The following is a 17,386-nucleotide window of genomic DNA, read 5'->3' on the forward strand; positions in this document are numbered from 1 at the left end:
TGGCAAATGTAGCGTCCAAGGAGGGATTCACAGCGCCTCCTCATTGTCCTTTGCTTCCGGCGTCCTCTTCTGCGTCTGCTTCAGCCTGCCCTCAACGGGAACGTGCGTAGCGGCGCAGCGCCGCGTCAGCTTCGGCCTGGGCCTGCTTGAGCGCCTCCTCGGGCGACATCTGCCCGGTCAGCGCCGCCTGCACGGCGTTGTCCAGCGCCCGGCGCACGCGCCCACCCTGATAGGTGGCCAGTTCCGCGGTGGCGTGCTCGAGCTGGTCGCGGGCCACCGCGGCCGGCGGGAACTCTTCGACGTAGTTGCGCAGCGCCTCGGTCTCGTAGGCCGCCGGACTCACCCCCATGTAGCCGGTCTCGATCGACCAGGCCGCGGCACGCTCGGGATCGGTCATCCAGCGGATGAAGGTCATCGCGGCGTGCTGCTCCTCCTCGCTGCTGCCCTTGAACAAGTAGAAGTTGCCGCCACCGGTGGGGCTGCCGCGCTGTTCCTTCATCGGCAGCATGGCCACGCCGAAGTCGAAGGAGGCCTCGTTGCGTACCGCGGTGAGGTTACCGGTGCTGTGCCACATCATGGCGGTAGACTCTTCGAGGAAGTTCTGGCGCAGGGTGCCCCATTCGATGGTGCCGTCGGGCATGGCCTCGTGCTCGTCAGCAAGCGCCACCCAGTACTCCAGCGCCTCGATGGCGGCGGGGTCGTCGAAGTAGACCTCGGTGCCCTCCTCGTTCATCAGCCGGTGGCCGTTCTGAAAGGCGAAAGCCTGGAACATCCAGTAGGGATAGCCAGTGGAGGGTACCATCACGCCCCACTGCTCGCCGCCGCTGGCCTCGCGCACTGCAGCGGCCATCTCGGCCATCTCCTGCCAGGTTTCGGGGGGAGTTTCGGGGTCGAGCCCGGCGGCTTCGAAGGCGTCCTTGTTCCAGTAGAGCACGATAGTCGAACGCTGGAAGGGGATGCCGTAGGTCTGGCCGTCGATCTGGCCGTTCTCCATCAGTCCCGGGTAGAAGCTGTCGAGCCATTCGCGCTCCTCGTCGGTCTCGACCACCTCGTCGAAGGCGAGGATGACGTCCTGCTCAAGCAGATCGAACAGATCGATGGAGAACAGCACCGAGAGCTGGGGCGCCTCGTTCGCCTCGATGGCCGACATTGCCCGCACCCGGGTGTCGTCATAGTTGCCGGCGTAGATGGCATTCACCGCGATGTCCGGGTGTTCATTCTCGAACTCGGCCACCAGGCCATCGATCACATCGGTCAGGGCACCGCCCACCGCTACCGGGTAGTACATGGTCAGCTCGGTCTGGGCCTGGGCCTGGGCGTTCAGGGAGCCGGCGGCCAGCAGGCCGGCCACGGCCGCGGCCCCCATTCGGCTGCGCTTTGCGAGGCTGTCTTTTGCGAGCGAAAAGCGTGCGTTCATCGGTTCACTCCTGGAGAGTCGTTCCCTGCGTGGTTGGACGAGGCCTGAGCCTCGTTGTCTTGCACTGTGGAAACCGCCGCACCCGTTAAGCCAGGAGAGTGCGGCTCGAAGCGATGCCGGCCAGGCGGCGCGGAGAGATCGTGCCCTGCGATCGCCAGTCGCCGGCCATCGTCCGCGGCGAAGAAGTGGGCCGCCTCGCGCCGCCACTGCAGCCGACAGGCAGTGCCGGTGGCCATCTCCGGCTTGCCTTCGGGGCGCGCGCGCAGCTGCTGGCTGCCGACCTGCAGCCGCACGATGCTGTCGGCTCCCAGGTACTCGGCATCGATCACCGTGGCGGGCACGCCAGGGGCGTCGGCCGGCAGCAGGCGGATGTCCTCGGGACGAACGCCGAACCAGTGGCCCTTGGCCTCGTGAGCCGCCACGCTGCAGTGCGGCTCGCCTGCAATGACCGCGCCGTCGGCGGCGGCGGCAAGCGGCACCAGATTCATCGCCGGGCTGCCGATGAAGCCGGCGGCAAAGGCCGTTGCCGGGCGGTCATAGAGTTCGTCGGGGGTGCCATCCTGTACGATGCGCCCGTCCTGCATCAGGATCACTCGGTCGCCCATGCTCATCGCCTCGACCTGATCGTGGGTGACATAGATCACCGTCATGCCGAGACGCCGCTGCAGCGCCTTGATTTCGCGTCGCATCTCGCCGCGCAGGCGGGCATCGAGGTTGGACAGCGGTTCGTCCATCAGGCAGATGGGGTGTTCGGAAATGATCGACCGGGCCAGGGCAACCCGCTGGCGCTGGCCACCCGACAGCTGGGCAGGCTTGCGTTCGAGATAGGCTCCGAGATCGACCAGCTCGGCAACCCGCGCCAGCCGTTCTTGGCGCTCGGCCTTGGGTACCTTGCGGCTGCGCAACCCGAAGACGATATTGTCGGCCACGCTCAAGTGAGGGAACAGCGCGTAGGACTGGAACACCATGCTCAGCCCCCGGTCGCCCGGCGGCAGGTGAGTGACGTCGCGCTCGCCGATATGAATGCGCCCGGCGCTGGCCTGCTCGAGGCCGGCAATCATGCGCAGCGTGGTCGACTTGCCGCAGCCCGAGGGGCCGAGCAGGATGACGAACTCGCCCGGCGCCACGTCGAAGCCGATGCCATCGACGGCGGTGGTATCGCCCCAGCGCTTGCTCACGGCCTCGAGCCGAATGCGCTGGCGCTCCCTCGAGCCGGGCTGCGAGATGGTTGGCTGGCTGGGCGGATTCTGGGCCTGATGATTGTTGTCTGGGTTCATGCTGCGTCCGCGTTGCCCGTGAAGGCGTGGCATGGCTGTCATCGACTCTCCCGAACTCAGCGTAGCCGCTTATGCGTCGTTTTGCGGCCATGGTGAAGCGTTTCGGTGACAGAGCGGTGACACACGGCCACTGTCCGGCTACGGTCGGGCAGGCGCATACGCCGTGTTAGAATGCGCCTTCCACCCTGATCAGGAACCGAGCGCAATGTCCCTTGACGACCTGCACCTCAACCTCCGCAACCTGACGCAGGACGATTACCCGCAGCTCAAGAAGCTGATGGATGCCGTCTATGACGACATCGGCGGCGCCTGGCCGCAGCACACCATCGATCGGCTGATCCAGGAGTTCCCCGACGGCCAGATCGCCATCGAGGACGACGAGCGGCTGGTAGGCGTGGCGCTGACCGTGCGGGTCGACTACGACGAATTCTCCAATCCGCACAAGTACGACGACCTGGTGGGTAATCGCGAGATTATCCTCAACGACCCCGAAGGCGACGCCATGTACGGGCTGGACGTGCTGATCCACCCCGACTATCGCGGCTACCGCCTGGGCCGGCGTCTCTACGAGGCGCGCAAGGAACTGTGCCGCTCGCTCAACCTGCGGGCGATACTCGCCGGCGGACGCATCCCCAACTATCACGAATACCCGGATCTCAGCCCCACCGAGTACATCGAGCGGGTGGCGCGCAAGGAGGTCCACGACCCGATCCTCTCGTTCCAGTTGGCCAACGACTTCCAGGTCAAACGGCTGCTGCGCAAATACCTGCCGGAGGACGAGAAATCCCAGGGCTATGCCACCCTGCTGGAGTGGAACAATATTCTCTATGAACCCGCCGAGCGGGTGCTGGAGAACCGCCCCACCCAGGTACGCATCGGCGCCGTGCAGTGGCAGATGCGCGAATGCGCCTCGGTGGAGTCGGTACTGCAGCAGGTTGAGTACTTCGTCGACGCCATCTCCAGCTACCAGAGCGATTTCGCCGTCTTCCCGGAGCTGTTCAACGCACCGCTGATGGGGCTGCAGGACCGCGCCACCCAGCAGGACCAGATCGCCGCCATCCGCTACCTGGCGGGCTTTACCGAGCAGTTCAAGAACGAGCTGTCACGCATGGCGGTGTCCTACAACATCAACATCATCGCCGGCTCGATGATCGAGATGGGCGAGGACGACCGACTCTACAACGTCAGCTACCTGTGCCACCGCGACGGCGACGTGGAGCACCAGTCGAAGCTGCACATCACGCCCCAGGAGCGTCGCGAATGGGTGATCGAAGGTGGCGACGAGTTGCGCGTGTTCGACACCGACGCAGGGCGTGTCGGCATCCTGATCTGCTACGACGTGGAGTTCCCCGAGCTCGGCCGGCTGCTGGCCGATCAGGACATGGACATTCTCTTCGTGCCGTTCTGGACCGATACCAAGAACGGTTACCTGCGGGTGCGCCACTGCGCCCAGGCGCGGGCCATCGAGAACGAATGCTACGTGGTGTTGTGCGGCAGCGTGGGTAACGTGCCGTCGATTCGCAACCTTGACATCCAGTACGCCCAGTCGGCGGTGTTCTCGCCTTCGGATTTCGCCTTCCCCCACGATGCGGTGCTCTCCGAGACCACGCCCAACACCGAGATGGTGATCTTCTCCGACCTCGACCTCACCCGCCTCACCGTGGTGCGCGCCGAGGGCTCGGTGACCAACCTCAAGGATCGTCGCAAGGATCTGTTCGACCTGCGCTGGCGCGACTGGTCGTGGAAGTCCGGCGCCCGGCAGGAAGAGAGTTGAAGCATGCTTGACCGCCTGCGCCGCTGGCGGGCCGAGCGCTTCGAGGCCCGCCATCCCTTTCCCGAATCGGCCTGGGCCGAGGCACGCTCGAGGCTGCCGCTGCTGGCCTCTCTCGACGATCAGGATGCGCAGCGATTGGGGCGGCGCGCCTGGCGCTTCCTGCATGCCAAGCGCATGAGCCTGCACCCGGAGCTGATCCAGAGCACGCCCTTCGACCAACCCGCCCAACTGGCCCTGGCCGCCCAGGCCTGCCTGCTGACGCTGGGCTGGTCCGATGACGACCACGATGAAGCCTTCTCGGGCTTCCACGAGATCCTGATCCTGCCGGATGCCTTTCATCGTCAAGTGGAGGAGATGGATGAGTTCGGCGTGGTGCACGCCTACGAGGACGAACGTGCCGGCGAGACCTCGCACCAGGGCCCGGTGGTGGTGGCCTTTCCCGACCTGATGGAGAGCGGCGATTTCAGCGGCTTCAACGTGGTGATACACGAGCTCGCCCACAAGCTCGACATGGGCAACTCACTCGATGTCGACGGTTTTCCGCCACTGCCGCGCGATATCGATCCCAAGGAGTGGCATCGCGTATTCACCGCGGTGTGGGACGACCTGCAGGCGCACCTGGAACGCGGCGACACGCCCCCCATCGACGACTACGCCGCCACCCACCCCGGCGAATGCTTCGCCGTTTGCTGCGAGTACTTCTTCACCGCCCCCGACGCGCTCGATGCCGCCTATCCGGATCTCTACGCGCTGCTCACACGTTATTTCGGCCAGCAGCCACTACAGCGCCTGCCCGGGCGACAAGACCTCTAAACGCAGCAGTTGGAAATGCGCCCAAGGGCCATCGGTCAGCGAGCGCTTTGTTCTATGATGAAGCTTTTCGAGGCTGCGGAATCCATCTATGTCGCGCAAGATCGCCCTGTTGCTGATCGCCCTCGCCTTGCTGGCTTCCCTCGGCCTGCTGTGGCAATGGCTGGCTGCGCGCGACCTGCTCGATGCCACTACGTTGTACGCGCTGATGCAGGGCTCGCTGTCATGGCGCGACTCGCCCTGGGCGGGCGCGATAGTGGTCGGGGCCTATCTTGTCGCTTCACTGACCCTGTTCCCGATGAGCGTGCTGGTGGTTCTCGCTGGCCTGCTGTTCGGTCCCGTATGGGGCTTCATCTATTCCTTCGCCGGGACCCTGGCCGGCTCCGTCGTGACCTATTGGCTGGGACGACGGCTGGGGCGTGACGCCCTGATGCGCCATGGCGGCACTCGCCTTCAAGGCCTGTCGCGCTACCTGGCCGGACGCGGCATTCGCACCATGACGCTGGTCAGCCTGCTGCCGCTTGCGCCCTTCACGCTGACCAATATGATGGCCGGTGCCTTTCACATACGCTTTCGCGACTACATGCTGGGAACGGTCATCGGGCTGACACCGGGACTTGCGGCCATCATCCTGCTCGGCAGTCAGCTCGGCTCGTTGTTGACCGCCGAGAATCGCCAAGAGCTGGCCTGGTCCGCGGGTGGTATCGCCGCCGGAATCGCCCTGCTCTACGGCCTCAAGCGTTGGGCCGACTGGCGCCGCAAGCGCCGCAAGCACCGCAGCTGATAGCTCACTTGGGCGGCAATTCCGACTCCCCTTCGCGACGCCCCGGCCACCAGCTCGGGCGCTCCTGGTCCCACTCCCCCTGCACGAGGTGCTTGAGCAGCCGGCCACGGTGACGCAGCATTCGCCACTCGGCACCGAGCCGAGCCCGTACCCGCTCCCAACCTCCCTCGTCGGCATGCGTGTAGGGACCGCCCGCGGCGATGGCACGGCGATAGACAGCCAGGCAGCGCTCGGCGCAGCGCGCTTCGTCCACCTGCTCCGCTGTCCTGCGTGCCGCGACTGACATGGTCCGGCGCCGCTCGGCATCGCTCAGCGCCACCAGTGCCTGCGACATGATCTCGGCGTCGTCCCGGGCCAGCAGGCGGCCGTTGCGTTCGTCGCCGACCATCTCGCGGATGCCGGGCGCATCGACGGCGACCACGGGCAGCCCGGTGGCCATCGCTTCGGCAATGACCATACCCTGCGTCTCGCTGTGCGAAGCGAAAGCAAAGATGTCCATGGCGTGGTAGGCGTCGACCAGTGCCGGCCCCTGTAGGTTGCCAGTGAAATGTACCCGGTCCGCTACGTCCTGCTGCCTGGCAAGGTCGTACATGGCCGCGCGGGCATCGCCACTACCGACCACCAGGAAATGCGCCTGGGGCAGTTGCCTCAGAGCGCTTGTTACCGCCTCTGTCAAAAACAGCAGGTTCTTCTCCCGAGCCAGCCGCCCCAGGTGACCGACCACATAGGCGTCGAGCGGGATGCCGAGCCGTTTGCGCCAGGCCTCCGCGTTTCCCGAAGCGAAGCGTGCGACATCGACGCCGCTGGGCACCACCGAGATCGAAGTATTGGCACCGCGCTCGAGCAGCAGCTGGCGAATGCTTTCGCTGGGTGCGATCACCTCGTCGCACATGTGCGAGTACTGCGTGGCCAGCGCCTTGGCGAAGCGCTGCATCATCGGTGAGTCCCCCGGCACGTAATGGGTGTAGTGCTCGTAGAGGGTATGGTGGGTAAAGACCAACGGCAGGCCGTAGGTATCGGCCACTCGAGCCGCAGTATCGCCCAGCAGGAAGGGGTGGTGGGAATGCACCACATCGGGGTCGAACGCCTCGACCGCCTCGATCAGTTGGCCAGGAATCGGCACCGGTAGCGAAAAGTCGCTGCCGTTGAAATGCTGCACCGCCGCCACCCGCACGACATTGTCTTCCCTGTGCGGCTGCCCTTCGAGACGTGGCGCCACCACCAGGACGTCATGCCCCGCCAACTGCAACTGCGTCTTGAGACGCTGCACGGATTCACTGACCCCGCCCACGATGGGCGCATAGGTATTGGTGAACATGAGAACGTTCAAGGGAGACGGTCTCCTCCATCTGGGGGCCGATTGGCCAGTTCCGTACGACCCGGCGCAGGTACCCGCCGAGGCATCTCCTGCTCAAGATAGGCAACGAAAGCGCGGATGCGTGCCGGTACGTGGCGCCGCTGCTGGTAGACGGCATGGAAATCGGCACGCACGCCCTGCCACTCGGGCAGCAATTCGACCAGTTTCCCGCATTCCAGTTGCCGGTGGATGTCCCACCAGGAGCGCAGCACGATACCATGGCCGTCGAGCGCCCACTGCACGATCGCCTCGCCGTCGTTGCTGGTCAGCGGGCCGGCCACTTTCATCGCCTGTTCGGCCTCCCTGCCGTCACGCCGACACAGGCGCCACACGGCGTAGTCGCTCTCGTTCTCGCGCAGCATCAGGCAGGCGTGAGCGGCCAGATCGGCCGGCTCAGTGAGCGGCGCCATGTTCGCCACGTAATCGGGCGAGGCGCACAGCACCCGACGGTTGGCGAGGATGCGCCGGGCCACCAGACGCGAATCAGGCGGTTCCCCCACGCGTACACCGACATCGAAGCCCTGCTCACCAAGGCTCAGCGGGTAATTGGAAAGCTCGAGCACGGCCTCGACGCCGGGATGTCGGGCACAGAACGCCGAGAGCAGCGGCGCCACGTGGCGCCGGCCGAAGCCGAAGGTGGCATTTACCCTGAGCGGACCCGATAGCGCCGCCTGCTGCTCGCCCAGCGCCTCCTCCAGCTCGGCAAGTTCCTCGAGAATGGCCGCGCCCCGCGCCAGGTAGCGCTCGCCCTCGGCAGTCAACGACAGCCGTCGCGTGGTACGGCTGGCCAACTCCACGCCCAGGCGCGCCTCGAGCTGCTTGAGGCGCTTGCTCACCGCCGACAGCGACAGGCCCAGCTCACGCGCCGTGGCCGTCAGGCTCCCGGCACGGGCCAACTGTTGGAAGAAGCCAAGATCGTCGAGCTGAGCCATGCCACTCTCCACTCTCGTTCAACAATACCTTTCCATTCAGCCCGATTATCTCGATAAAGCCAAGGGCTAGACTGGTGGCAGCTCGACACCTGACCTCAACCACTCGAGGAACCGACCATGACCCATCGTATCGCTGTCATTCCCGGCGACGGCATCGGCAACGAAGTGATGCCGGAAGGCCTGCGCGCTCTAGAAGCCGCCGCCAAGCGCTTCGATATCGACCTGGAGCTGACCCACTTCGACTTCGCCTGCTGCGACTATTACGAAAAGCACGGCAAGATGATGCCCGACGACTGGTTCGAGCAGCTCAAGGATTTCGATGCCATCTTCTACGGCGCCGTGGGCTGGCCGGAGAAGGTGCCGGACCACATCTCCCTGTGGGGTTCGCTGCTGCAGTTCCGCCGTCAGTTCGACCAGTACATCAATTTGCGGCCGTGCAAGCTGCTGCCCGGCATCAAGAGCCCGCTGGCTGATCGCAAGCCCGGCGACATCGACTTCTACGTGGTGCGCGAGAACACCGAGGGCGAGTACTCGAGTGTCGGCGGCAAGATGTTCGAGGGCACCGAGCGCGAGGTGGTCATCCAGGAAACGGTGATGACTCGCTACGGCACCGACCGAGTGCTGAAGTTCGCCTTCGACCTGGCCCAGAGCCGGCCGCGAAAGAAGCTCACCTCGGCCACCAAGTCCAATGGCATTGCCATTACCATGCCGTGGTGGGACGAGCGGGTCGTGGCCATGACGGGCCACTACCCCGAGGTCAGCGTCGACAAGTTCCACATCGACATCCTCACCGCCAACTTCGTCATGCACCCCGACTGGTTCGACGTAGTGGTGGCAAGCAACCTGTTCGGCGACATTCTCTCCGACCTGGGTCCGGCCTGTACGGGCACCATCGGTGTTGCCCCTTCGGCCAACATCAACCCTGAGGGCACGTTCCCCAGCCTGTTCGAACCGGTTCACGGCAGCGCCCCGGACATCGCCGGCAAGAGCATCGCCAACCCCATCGGCCAGATCTGGTCCGGCGCCATGATGCTCGAGCACTTGGGCCACGCCGACGCCGCCAAGGCGATCGTCGACGCCTTCGAAGCGGTGCTGACAGAGGCCGACCCGGCCGTGCTCACGCCCGACGTGGGCGGCCAGGGCTCTACCAAGACGCTGGGAGAGGCAATCGCGCGGCGGATCGAGACCTGACGGCAGGCCTGGTTCTGGCGGCATGGCGTGCTGGAGCCACGCCGTGTCGCTGACACGCCCAAAGGCAACCAGAAGCTCCAATGTAAAAAAAGGTTGGATTTCGTTGCATTCTCGTAAGAGAGCGACAGCTCAGCCGATTCGTCGTCTAGCCTGATCATTGCAAGCACACAAGGCAAGCCAATGGAGTAAGGAGGAACGGCATGAAAAGGACAGCAATTGCCATTGCGGTAGGTGCGCTGAGCGCCGGTCTGAGTCATGGGCTTCTGGCACAGGAGACCCAGGATGAGGAGACCCAGCCGCTGAATGAACAGCAGCAGATGCAGGATCAGAGCAGCCAGACTCAGTCTGGTAGTGGTTCTGCAGAGATTAATGTCGAGGAAGAACCTGCCGACGTAAACGTCGATCAGGAGCCGGCCGAGGTTCAAGTTCAGCAGGAGCCGCCCGATGTGACCGTCGAACAGAATCCGCCGGAGGTCACCATCGAGCAGCAGGACCCCAACGTCAGCGTGGATCAGGCCGAGCCCGAGGTCACGGTCGAGAAGGAGGGCGAGCCCAACGTGGAGGTTCAGGAGGCTGAAGACGCCGAGGCCAAGCTGAAAGACTCCGACGAGGAACAGCAGCAGCAGGACCAGCAGTCCCAGGAGCAGCAGAACTCCGAACAAGCCTCACAGGAAAATGACCTGATGAGCATGGAGGTCAGCGAGCTCCAAGGTAAGACCGTCTATAGCCAAGAGGATGAAAAGGAAATCGGTGACGTCGAGCGCGTCGTTCGCGACACCGAGAGCAACGAGGCATTCGTTGTCATTTCCGAAGGCGGCTTCCTCGGTTTCGGTGAGGACGAGATGGGCTATCCGGTCGACGAACTGGAGATCCGCAACGAGAACGAGCTGGTTGTTCAATCTGGCGACAGCGGTGAATCCGGCGACTATGGTAGCGACCAGTACGAGGAAATCGACGGCAACCAGACCCTGCGCGAGGCCATGCAGAGCAACTAAGCACTGGCTGGCAGGTCTGGCGCATGACTCGAACGGTCATGCCAGGAAGGCGCGGCTCTGCCGCGCCTTCCTTCTTATTGCAGGGGTATGGACTGCACCAGTCTCGCCTGCTTCAGGCAGCCAGCTTCCGAGCCACCTCGGCCACGCTCCTGCCCTGCATCCTGGCCAGCTCCAGTTCATGTTCGGTCGGCTGGCGCGAGCCGTCGGGCCCGGCAAGGGTCGAGGCCCCATAGGGCGAGCCACCCTGCACACTCGATATATCGAACTGGGATTCGAGGCCATAGCCGATCGGCAGGATCAGCATGCCGTGATGCGCCAGCGTGGTCCACGAGGTCAGGATGGTAGTCTCGTTGCCGCCGCCGGTGCCGGTCGAGGTGAACACGCTGCCGACCTTGCCGCGCAGCGCTCCCTTGGCCCACAGGCTGCCGGTCTGGTCGAGGAAGGTGCGCATCTGCCCGGTCATGTTGCCGAAGCGGGTCGGCGTACCGAAGATTATCGCATCGTAGTCGGCCAATTCCTGGGGTTTGGCCTCGGGGGTATCGAAGGTCTTGCCGCCGGCCTTGGCAAAGGCCTCCGGATCCATGGTCTCGGGTACGCGCTTGACTTCGACTTCTGCTCCCTCCACCTGCCGTACGCCTTCGGCCACGGCCTTGGCCATGGTGTCGATATGGCCATGCATGGAGTGGTAGAGCACGAGTACCTTGGTCATCTTGCGCCTCCTTTCTTGATTGCCATTCAAACGCCGGTTTGGCCGGCGAGTGTCTACAGCATAGAAAGGAACGGGGTGAAAAAAAGCGAAGCATTTCGTCGAACCGATTCGAATTTATCGCTGCCCGCGCTGCCAACTGCCGGCAAGTACCCGCACCTTATCTGCCATCAGATTGTCGCGCAGATTGCACCCCATGCGGGCAAACTCGCTGCCGAAGATCAACCCCGGCCCCGGCAGCGAGGCGGCCTCCCGCATCGCTTCGTCAGGGCCGCTCTCTCTCCGGCTGTGCTCCTGCCGCCAGGCCAGGGCCGCATCGGTGACGTCCTCCACCCCGAGCGGTTCGAACCCGGCCAGCGCCATGGCGCGCTCTAGCTGCTCCCGGCTTCGCAGGTGGCTGGTGGCCTGGGTACGCGCCCAGGGTACCGGCAACGCCAATGGCCCGGGGTTGTCGCCGGCTACCAGTTCGTGCAGCAGCACGCGGCCTCCTGGCGTCAGCAGGCGTTGCCACTCGGCCAACACCCGCGGCACGTGCGGCATGTTCATCAACGCATGCTGGCACCACACCACCTCGACGCTGCCCGCCGGCAGCGGCACCTTGGCGGCATCGGCGCACGCAAAGCGCGTACGCTCGGTCAGCCCGGTGGCCGCGCTGAGCCAGCGCGCCGCTTCGATGAAGGCGGGAGTGATGTCGATCCCGACCACGTCACAGCCATACTCGGCGGCCAGCAGCCGACTGGTGCCACCGGTACCGCAGCCGACATCGAGAACGCGCTCATCGCCTCTCAGCTCGCCCTGTGCCGCCAAGGCACGGCTGGCGCTGCGCCCGCCGAGATGCAACTGATCGATTCCCGCCACGTCGTCGAGGCTCAGTCGACATGGGTCGCACCCCGCTGCCCTGAACGCCTCTTGCAACCTCGTCAGCAGAGTCTGGCCCCCGCTTGCATCAGCGGCATCGTAGTGCGCATTGAGCCGGCCGGTGTAATCGTCTAATGCCGTCTCGACTCGATAGTTGGGCATGATGGATCCTCGCCACGGTAGGAAAGGAGCCAGCTTAGCCTCCGCCCGGCCCCGCCCCCATTGACCAAAGGTCGGCTCGCCCAGTTTCAATATCGCACCCGGGCTTTCACCAGCCCGACGCACGATCTTGCGATATGAGCCCGTGCGCAGGATGGTGGCCATGGACTCACCATCGTACTCACAACCGACCCGGACACCCCATGCTGTCGGAATGGATCGAACTCAGCCTGGAAGACGCCACGCCCAAGTCACGTAGCGGCAAGCTTCCCGGCGGCACCTACACCCTGCACGCAGCAGGCATTCTCGAGCTGAGCCCTGCCGTACGCCGTTACGATGCGCATGCCAGCGTGCTCTCGGTGGGCATCCACGGCAACGAGACCGCTCCCATCGAGCTGCTCGGCGAGTGTTTGGCACGCCTCGAAGCGGGGCTGCTGACGCTGGGCGCACCGGTACTGGTGATCCTGGGCAACCTCGAGGCGATCCGGCGTGCCGAGCGCTACGTGAACACCAATCTCAACCGCCTGTTCCGCCGCGATCTCGTCGAAACCGGCATGGAGCCGGATCGCGCCCGCCTGCTGATGCACGCCGTGGATACCTTCTTCGCCCGCTACCCCGAGCGCGAGCGCCTTCACTACGACCTGCACACGGCGATCCGAGACAGCCGCTATCCGCGCTTCGTGGTCGAACCCTACGCCGATGCCGCGACACATCACGAACAGTGGCGCTGGCTGGCGGCGGCGGGTATCCAGGCGGTGCTGCACCAGCATCAGCACAGCTGGACCTTCTCCCACTACTCCAAGCATTATCATCAAACGCAGGCTTTCACCCTGGAGCTGGGACGCGCCCTGCCCTTCGGCCACAACGACCTCGCTGAACTGGCGCCCATGGCACGCCTGCTGGAGGCACTGCTCGAAGGTCGCGAGCCCGCCGGGGCGGCTCCCGAGCAGATGGTATTCTTTCGTGTCGCTCATGAGCTGATGCGGCGTTCGCACGACTTCCGCCTGTGCTTCGCCGACGACACGCCGAACTTCACCGAATTCGAGCCCGGCGCACGGCTCGCCGAAGACGCCGAAGCCGGCCCTTTCATCGTCGAAGGCCAACCGCTCAGCGTTGTATTCCCCAACGCCGCTGTCGAACTCGGCGCGCGCGCCGCGCTGCTGGCCCGGCCCACAGCACCGCCTGATTGAAGCCTGCAACAGAAAAGCCCAGATAAGTCTTTGGTTACAGCAAAAAAATCTCGCTTTAAAATAATAATCAGGAGCCTTTTTCATGATGTTTCCCTTCCGCCTCATCGACCATCGTCCCATGGCACGAGCCTCAGTTCGCTCTGACCAAAGCGTCAAGGCCTGTTAGAATCGCCCCTTTTTCGCGCCTGCCCGCTTAACCGGCCGTCGCCCTGGCGACTCGTCCCGATCTGGAGCCCGACCCATGGCCGATACCCCGATTCCCCTCGAAGTACGCAACATCAAGAAGCGCTTCGGGGATACCGAAGTCCTAAAGGGCCTTTCACTAAAGGCTCACAAGGGCGACGTCATCACCCTGATCGGAGCCTCCGGCTCCGGTAAGAGCACATTCCTGCGCTGCATGAACCTGCTCGAGCAGCCCGACGAGGGCGACCTGATCGTTCACGGCGAGGAGATCCGCTTCAAGCAGACCCGACACGGCCGCGAGCCGGCGGACTGGAAGCAGGTGGTCAGCATGCGCGCCAAGCTGTCGATGGTGTTCCAGAGCTTCAACCTTTGGGCACACATGACGCTGTTGGAGAACATCATCGAGGCGCCGATTCACGTGCTCGGCAAGTCGAAGAAGGAAGCCGTCGAGCATGCCCGTGCACTGCTAGAGCGAGTCGGCCTGACCGCACGCGCCGACGCCTACCCGGCGCAGATGTCGGGCGGCCAGCAGCAGCGCGGCGCCATTGCCCGGGCGCTGGCCATGGACCCCGAAGTCATGCTGTTCGACGAGCCCACCTCGGCGCTCGATCCGGAGCTGGTCGGCGATGTGCTGAAGGTCATGCGTGACCTGGCCGAAGAGGGCCGCACCATGGTCGTGGTGACCCATGAAATGGGCTTCGCCCGGGACGTCTCCAGCCAGGTCATCTATCTGCATCAGGGCGTAATAGAGGAGGCCGGGCCGCCCCAGGATGTACTGGTCAACCCCACCTCGCCGCGGCTTCAGCAGTTCCTGGCGCCGAAGTACTGAGGGAGACACCATGCTCGATCTTCACGGTTACGGCCCCCGCCTGCTCGAAGGCGCTGGCGTCACCCTGCAACTGGCGGTGCTGTCGCTGACGCTGGCCGTCCTGCTCGGCCTTCTGACCGCCAGCGCCAAGATGTCGCGCAGCTGGTTGCTGCATCGTACGGCCACGCTCTACACCACGCTGATTCGCGGGGTACCCGACCTGGTGCTGATGATGCTGTTGTTCTTCGGCGGCCAGATGGGGCTGAATCTGATCACCGACAAGCTCTATGACCAGTTCGGCGTGGACTGGTACATCGATCTCAACGCCTTCGTTGCCGGCGTGATCACCATCGGCTTCATCTTCGGCGCCTACATGGGCGAGACCTTCCGCGGCGCCTTCATGGCGGTGGATGAAGGTCAGGTAGAAGCGGCCAAGGCCTACGGCATGGGTTCGTGGCTGGTATTCCGGCGCATCCGTTTCCCGCTGATGATGCGTCACGCGCTGCCGGGGCTGTCCAACAACTGGATGGTGCTGCTCAAGACCACCGCCCTGGTCTCGGTGATCGGTCTCACCGACATGGTGCGCGTCGCCGCCGAGGCCTCCCGCGCCACCCACGAGCCGTTTACCTTCTTGATTCCCGTGGCAGCCATCTACCTGCTGATCGCCAGCGTGTCGGAGTGGATCTTCGCCCGCCTGCAGAAGCGCTACAACGTCGGCTTCGGGGAGCAATGAGATGGAACAGTTGAACCAATGGCTCGCCACCCTGCTGGAAGGCAACGTCATCTTTACCCCGCAGACCCTCGGTTACTACTGGACCGGACTGGTCACCACTGCACAACTGGTATTCGTGTCGTTGCTGATCGGGCTGATTCTGGCGGTACCGCTGGCGATCCTGCGCGGCTCGAAGCATCGCTGGATCAAGCTGCCGGTCTACTTCTACACCTACGTGTTTCGCGGCACGCCGCTGCTGGTCCAGCTCTATATCATCTACTACGGCGTGGTGTTCGTGGACGGCATCCAGGAGAGCTTCCTGTGGCCCGTTTTGAAGGAAGCCTTCTATCCGGCGCTGATCGCCTTCACGCTCAATACCGCCGCCTACACCACCGAGATCTTCCACGGCGCGATCAAGGCCACCTCACGCGGCGAGATCGAGGCGGCGCGTGCCTACGGCATGTCGCCGGGGCTGACGATGCGACGCATCATCCTGCCCAGCGCCTTCCGCCGCGCCCTGCCGGCCTACGGCAACGAGGTGATCTTCATGCTGCACGCCAGCGCCATTGCCAGCGTGGTCACTCTGATGGACATTACCGGGGCGGCTCGCTTCGTTTATGCGCGCTACTACGCACCCTTCGAGGCGTTCATCTTTGCCGCGCTGATCTATCTCTGCCTGACCTTCATGATTCTTTATCTCTTCCGCTATCTCGAGAAGCGGCTTCTGGCACACCTGAAGCCGCTGAGCGGGAACTGATCAACGTCAAACAGGCGTTGGAAAAACCGCGCTCGGGGACTTTCGGCCCCGGCGTGGCTGCGCTAAATTCAGGCGCGACGTCACCTGATCGGTGCACGAACGAAAACAAGGAACCGAATGATGAAAAAACTGCTGACTGTATCCCTGCTGGGCGTCGCCATCGCCGCCGGAACCGCCCAGGCCCGTGACTACGATCACGTCCGCTTCGGCGTCGATGTACCCTACGAGCCGATGGAGTACCGCACACCCGAAGGCGAACTGACCGGTTTCGATATCGAACTGGGCAACGCCCTGTGCGAAGAGATCGGCGTGACCTGCGAATGGATCGAGCAGGAGTGGGACGGCATCATCCCCGGCCTGCTGTCGCGCAAGTACGATGCCATCATGTCGTCGATGACCATCAACGACGAGCGCCGCGCCACCGTGCTGTTCTCCGATCCCTACATCACGCCCCCTTCCGCCTGGTTCGCCCCGGAGGAAGCCGACATCGGCGAGCCCAGCACCGAAGCCCTCGATGGCATGACCATCGGTGTGCAGCGCGGCACACTGCAGGACAACTATGTCACCGACCACTACGGCGACGTGGCCGACATCAGCCGCTACTCCACCGCCGACGACATGGTGCTGGACATGGAAGCCGAGCGCCTGGACATCGTGTTCCTCGACTTTCCGGTGGGCAAGTCCACCCTGCTCGAAAGTGACGAGCGGGCCTACAAGGTCGTGGGTGAAATGATCACCGAGCCCAAGGAGTACTTCGGCGACGGCTTCGGCATTGCCTTCCGTCCGCGCGACGAGGCACTGGCCGAGCGCTTCAACGAGGCCTTGGCCACGCTGAAGGAAGATGGCACCTACGACGAAATCTACCAGCGTTATTTCGAAGAGTAAGCTACGCCTCGCCCTTCCCCGGCATGCCCGGGGAAGGGTTGCCGTTCCTCATTCTGCATTTCTCTCCGATTCTTCGCATCTTCACGCACCCTGGTCGGCCTGAACTGACTCGTCAATGTATCAATGACCATGTGGTCCCGGTACATGGCTGGGTTCGAAAGCCTCGACCGGGAGGTCACGCGATGCAGGCTGAGCCAGCTCCTGCAGGATGCCGCAGTGGCTGGAGTCGGCCTCGCCGTTGCAGCGCGAGCGCAGCGTGGCCAGCGCCTGGCGCAGAGCCTGCAATTGCTCGATGCGGGCCTCCACGTGGGCCAAGTGGTCGTCGATCAGGCCATTGACGGCATTGCACGGCTGGCGCGGGTGGTCGTGGTAGTCGAGCAAGGTGCGGATCTCGCCCAGCGTCATGTCCAGCGTGCGGCAGTGGCGGATGAAGCGCAGCCGCTCGGCGTGGGGCTCGGCATACAGCCGGTAGTTGGCGCTGCTGCGGGCCGGCTCGGGCAAGAGCCCTTCGCGTTCGTAGTAACGGATGGTTTCCACCGGGCAGCCCGTGCGAGTGGCTAGTTCACCGATCTTCATGAGCACCTCACAAGT

17 protein-coding genes are annotated in these 17,386 nt (G+C 64.2%); 10 read left to right on the forward strand and 7 right to left on the reverse strand.

The features are described 5' to 3' along the window. Positions 1-91 precede the first annotated feature (91 nt). A complete protein-coding gene (locus HBJ55_RS09020; RefSeq protein WP_240936044.1) occupies positions 92-1,417 on the reverse strand; it encodes an ABC transporter substrate-binding protein in 1,326 nt (441 codons plus the stop codon). Continuing rightward, a complete protein-coding gene (locus HBJ55_RS09025; protein WP_240936045.1) occupies positions 1,414-2,736 on the reverse strand; it encodes an ABC transporter ATP-binding protein in 1,323 nt (440 codons plus the stop codon). The genes HBJ55_RS09020 and HBJ55_RS09025 overlap by 4 nt, the downstream gene beginning before the upstream one ends. Positions 2,737-2,899: 163 nt before the next feature. Here HBJ55_RS09025 and HBJ55_RS09030 point away from each other — a divergent pair, with 163 nt between their 5' ends. The 3 genes from HBJ55_RS09030 to HBJ55_RS09040 all read left to right on the forward strand — a co-directional run bounded on the left by HBJ55_RS09030 (position 2,900) and on the right by HBJ55_RS09040 (position 6,062). Then, the gene (locus HBJ55_RS09030; RefSeq protein WP_167113240.1) at positions 2,900-4,468 is read left to right on the forward strand and encodes a bifunctional GNAT family N-acetyltransferase/carbon-nitrogen hydrolase family protein; all 1,569 of its coding nucleotides are present in this window, start codon (positions 2,900-2,902) and stop codon (positions 4,466-4,468) included. Between the two features lie 3 nt (positions 4,469-4,471). Beyond that, the gene (locus tag HBJ55_RS09035; RefSeq protein ID WP_167113242.1) at positions 4,472-5,281 is read left to right on the forward strand and encodes a M90 family metallopeptidase; all 810 of its coding nucleotides are present in this window, start codon (positions 4,472-4,474) and stop codon (positions 5,279-5,281) included. Between the two features lie 88 nt (positions 5,282-5,369). Beyond that, positions 5,370-6,062 (forward strand): TVP38/TMEM64 family protein, encoded by a 693-nt coding sequence (locus HBJ55_RS09040; RefSeq protein WP_167113245.1) that lies wholly within the window; start codon positions 5,370-5,372, stop codon positions 6,060-6,062. Between the two features lie 4 nt (positions 6,063-6,066). Here the strand turns inward: HBJ55_RS09040 and HBJ55_RS09045 are convergent, their stop codons facing one another. Both HBJ55_RS09045 and HBJ55_RS09050 read right to left on the reverse strand, forming a co-directional pair. Beyond that, positions 6,067-7,392 (reverse strand): glycosyltransferase, encoded by a 1,326-nt coding sequence (locus tag HBJ55_RS09045; RefSeq protein ID WP_167113247.1) that lies wholly within the window; start codon positions 7,390-7,392, stop codon positions 6,067-6,069. After that, a complete protein-coding gene (locus tag HBJ55_RS09050; RefSeq protein WP_167113249.1) occupies positions 7,389-8,351 on the reverse strand; it encodes a LysR family transcriptional regulator in 963 nt (320 codons plus the stop codon). Before HBJ55_RS09050 ends, HBJ55_RS09045 begins: the two co-directional genes overlap by 4 nt. A 117-nt stretch (positions 8,352-8,468) precedes the next feature. On the opposite strand from HBJ55_RS09050, the gene HBJ55_RS09055 reads away from it, so the two are divergent. Both HBJ55_RS09055 and HBJ55_RS09060 read left to right on the forward strand, forming a co-directional pair. Next, positions 8,469-9,542 carry a tartrate dehydrogenase gene (locus tag HBJ55_RS09055; protein ID WP_167113251.1) on the forward strand — a complete coding sequence of 358 codons (1,074 nt, stop codon included), beginning with the start codon at positions 8,469-8,471 and terminating at the stop codon, positions 9,540-9,542. Positions 9,543-9,742: 200 nt separating this feature from the next. Further along, the gene (locus HBJ55_RS09060; RefSeq protein WP_167113253.1) at positions 9,743-10,537 is read left to right on the forward strand and encodes a PRC-barrel domain-containing protein; all 795 of its coding nucleotides are present in this window, start codon (positions 9,743-9,745) and stop codon (positions 10,535-10,537) included. A gap of 112 nt (positions 10,538-10,649) precedes the next feature. On the opposite strand, the gene wrbA is transcribed toward HBJ55_RS09060, so the two are convergent. Together wrbA and HBJ55_RS09070 are read right to left on the reverse strand one after the other, a co-directional pair. Further along, entirely contained in the window at positions 10,650-11,246 is a 597-nt protein-coding gene (gene wrbA, locus HBJ55_RS09065; protein ID WP_167113255.1) for an NAD(P)H:quinone oxidoreductase, read from the reverse strand. A gap of 114 nt (positions 11,247-11,360) precedes the next feature. Further along, positions 11,361-12,263, reverse strand: a complete 903-nt coding sequence (locus HBJ55_RS09070) for a class I SAM-dependent methyltransferase (RefSeq protein ID WP_167113257.1) — start codon at positions 12,261-12,263, stop codon at positions 11,361-11,363. 200 nt (positions 12,264-12,463) lie between these two features. Between HBJ55_RS09070 and HBJ55_RS09075 the strand changes: the two genes are divergently transcribed. The 5 genes from HBJ55_RS09075 (at position 12,464) to HBJ55_RS09095 (ending at position 16,795) form a co-directional block, all read left to right on the forward strand. Further along, a complete protein-coding gene (locus tag HBJ55_RS09075; RefSeq protein ID WP_167113259.1) occupies positions 12,464-13,450 on the forward strand; it encodes a succinylglutamate desuccinylase in 987 nt (328 codons plus the stop codon). A 241-nt stretch (positions 13,451-13,691) separates the two neighbouring features. Then, positions 13,692-14,462, forward strand: coding sequence for an ABC transporter ATP-binding protein (locus HBJ55_RS09080; RefSeq protein WP_167113261.1), 771 nt, complete (start codon positions 13,692-13,694; stop codon positions 14,460-14,462). A 10-nt stretch (positions 14,463-14,472) separates the two neighbouring features. Continuing rightward, positions 14,473-15,174, forward strand: coding sequence for an ABC transporter permease (locus tag HBJ55_RS09085; protein WP_167113263.1), 702 nt, complete (start codon positions 14,473-14,475; stop codon positions 15,172-15,174). 1 nt (position 15,175) lies between these two features. Beyond that, complete coding sequence (locus HBJ55_RS09090; protein ID WP_167113265.1) at positions 15,176-15,910, forward strand: ABC transporter permease; 735 nt, start codon at positions 15,176-15,178, stop codon at positions 15,908-15,910. A gap of 120 nt (positions 15,911-16,030) precedes the next feature. Beyond that, the gene (locus HBJ55_RS09095; protein ID WP_167113267.1) at positions 16,031-16,795 is read left to right on the forward strand and encodes a transporter substrate-binding domain-containing protein; all 765 of its coding nucleotides are present in this window, start codon (positions 16,031-16,033) and stop codon (positions 16,793-16,795) included. A gap of 120 nt (positions 16,796-16,915) precedes the next feature. Here the strand turns inward: HBJ55_RS09095 and cadR are convergent, their stop codons facing one another. Then, positions 16,916-17,371, reverse strand: a complete 456-nt coding sequence (gene cadR / locus HBJ55_RS09100) for a Cd(II)/Pb(II)-responsive transcriptional regulator (RefSeq protein ID WP_167113269.1) — start codon at positions 17,369-17,371, stop codon at positions 16,916-16,918. Between the last annotated feature and the right edge of the window lie 15 nt (positions 17,372-17,386).

The sequence above is a fragment of the Billgrantia bachuensis genome, from assembly GCF_011742165.1.
Lineage (GTDB): Bacteria > Pseudomonadota > Gammaproteobacteria > Pseudomonadales > Halomonadaceae > Halomonas > Halomonas bachuensis.